The 2,115-nt window shown below is 48.1% G+C and carries 1 protein-coding gene; it reads right to left on the reverse strand.

The window, feature by feature from the left end:
• Positions 1 to 2,115: MobF family relaxase (gene mobF, locus AB4503_RS22675; protein WP_372115748.1), on the reverse strand; the 2,115-nt coding region annotated here is incomplete at both ends.

Consider the following 2,115-nt stretch of genomic DNA (forward strand, 5'->3'; position numbering starts at 1 on the left):
GTGAGTGACAAGGTAGCTTTGGTTCGCGTCCAAGCCGGCAGGGAAGTGTTTGCCTAGCGTTCGAAGACGTTCGCCTTGGGCGATGTTGAGACTTTGCGGTTTATTGATTTGCATCTTCATGTGCTTAAAGGCGCGACTGGACGGGTCAAAGGTGTGTGACTGTCCATCGCGTTTGCTGAGTGCGGTCATGGTGTTGCTCTCTTTATCGATACTGGCGATGACAAAACTATGAGGTTTGCTTTTCTCCCAATGGGTGAGTGTCATGCCTGGTTTGTAGTGTTGAACGAGTGGTTGTTGCGCTTTGGAGAGGTGGTGAGGGGTTTGAGTGAATAGGGTGGTTTCGTGTCTGGCGAGGGCGCCGGTATTTTTGAGTTGGCCCCGTATCGCTTCGGTTAGCCGCCGCTGCTCGACGCCGGAGGTGGCAATCACTTGCGTGGTGGCTTTATCAGGGAGGTCAGCGTACACCCGCGCTATCCTATCGGTATCATTGTCATGCAGTTTCACGTTGGTATGGCTGGCTCTCTTGCCGACCCAAGAATGACTCTCCACATTGCCTTTTTGATACAGCGAGATAGCGTTATTGGCTTTAAATCCCTGACGGCTTGATACGCGGTTAAGCATCACTACTTTACTGCTCGATTGTTTGGCTTTATCGGTGAGGGCTAACAATTCATTCGCGCTCATCTTATTGGCGTCATCAATGAGCAAGACGTCTTTATTGGTCAGCGGCGTATCGCTTTGCAATAAGCTGTGGGTGGTGTGGCGCTGCTCTGGTGAGAAGGTATTGGCTATCCACGCGCCAAGCGTTTTGCTTTGTCGCTGTAGGCTCTCCATCCCTTCCGCTTTTGTTTTGGCGCTTTGTGAGACGAACTGGACGCGTTTACCACTGTGATTGCCTACATTGAGTAGCAGTTGCGCAATATCTTGTGATGAGCCGTGTACATTGACCACATGGAACTGTTTGGTGGATTGGTACAGGTCGGTCAAGATGCGCTGCTGGTTTTCAGGGATAGCGAGCTTGTTGAGCGTGTTCGATTCAACGTGGGTACGCATGTGATGTGCCCGTCCTTGTGTGCTGTCGATAAGCGCTTTCTCGTTATCAATTAAGCCTTTGGTGGTGTATTGCCCTTTCTCTCCTAAAGGTATGAGTGTGCCATTTTTAATCCATTCATCGGCGATGGTTTTTACTTCAATGGCATTGGCTTGAATACCCCCTTTGGTAAAGTCAGAAACGGCCAATTCAACGACTTTTTCCAAGCGAAGGGCTGTATTGTTTTGTTCAAGATGAGAAACAGCTCGTGCCAGGGCTTCTTGAGCGATTAAGGCTGGCTGAAATTCTTGTTTAGTGAATTGTTGTGCATTCTTTACCAACTCTTCGGGCTTGTACCCCATATCTTTAATTTGTTGCTGCCACTTTGTGGTGAGCTCACCGGTGCTCAGGTAAGTTTTACTTTTGCGTGTATCAAGTGCTGCCATATCCCTTGCTGCTTGTGTGTCTCCAAAGTTTAAGGCTTGTTGGTTGATTTGCTGCGTTCGAGTGGAAGAGTTTTCGATGAGAGGTTGCGGTACACCAGATATGTCTATCTGTCCATTGCCTAGCCCATGGGTTTGATATCCAATGCCTTCAACGTCATGCGCTATTTTGCTGTGAAATAACGCCGTGTAATATTTTTGGAAGTTATAGATGCGCTCGCCAGTCCCGTTAATCACGCCCCCTTTTTGCTTAATGGTTGAAGCGAGTGAGCGAAGTTGTCCATCCTGATCTCGTGTCATATTTGGCGCTAATAAGTGGTAATGAAGCTGCATGTCGTTTTCACGGCTGGTCTTATGGCCAATAGCTGCGAAAATCATGTTACCTGTATTGATGTATTCACGTTCCCCTTCTTTATTGGTTGACGTGACTTGTGCGGTGTCTTTTTCAATTTCATCGGCGACAAACTTAACGGCGTCCTTGAGTATGCCGAGTAAGCGCATATCACCACCACCTAATGCTGCAATGGAGAAGCCTTTAGATACGGACAAAGTCAGATCTAAACCGCATTTATGGTTATCTCGTTTCCCTTTAATGGTTTCATCCCCAAGGTTGCCAGAGAGCACCGATTCTAGGGTGGCTTG

The organism is Vibrio sp. 10N.222.55.B11 (assembly GCF_041473705.1).
In the GTDB taxonomy this organism is placed as follows: domain Bacteria; phylum Pseudomonadota; class Gammaproteobacteria; order Enterobacterales; family Vibrionaceae; genus Vibrio; species Vibrio crassostreae_C.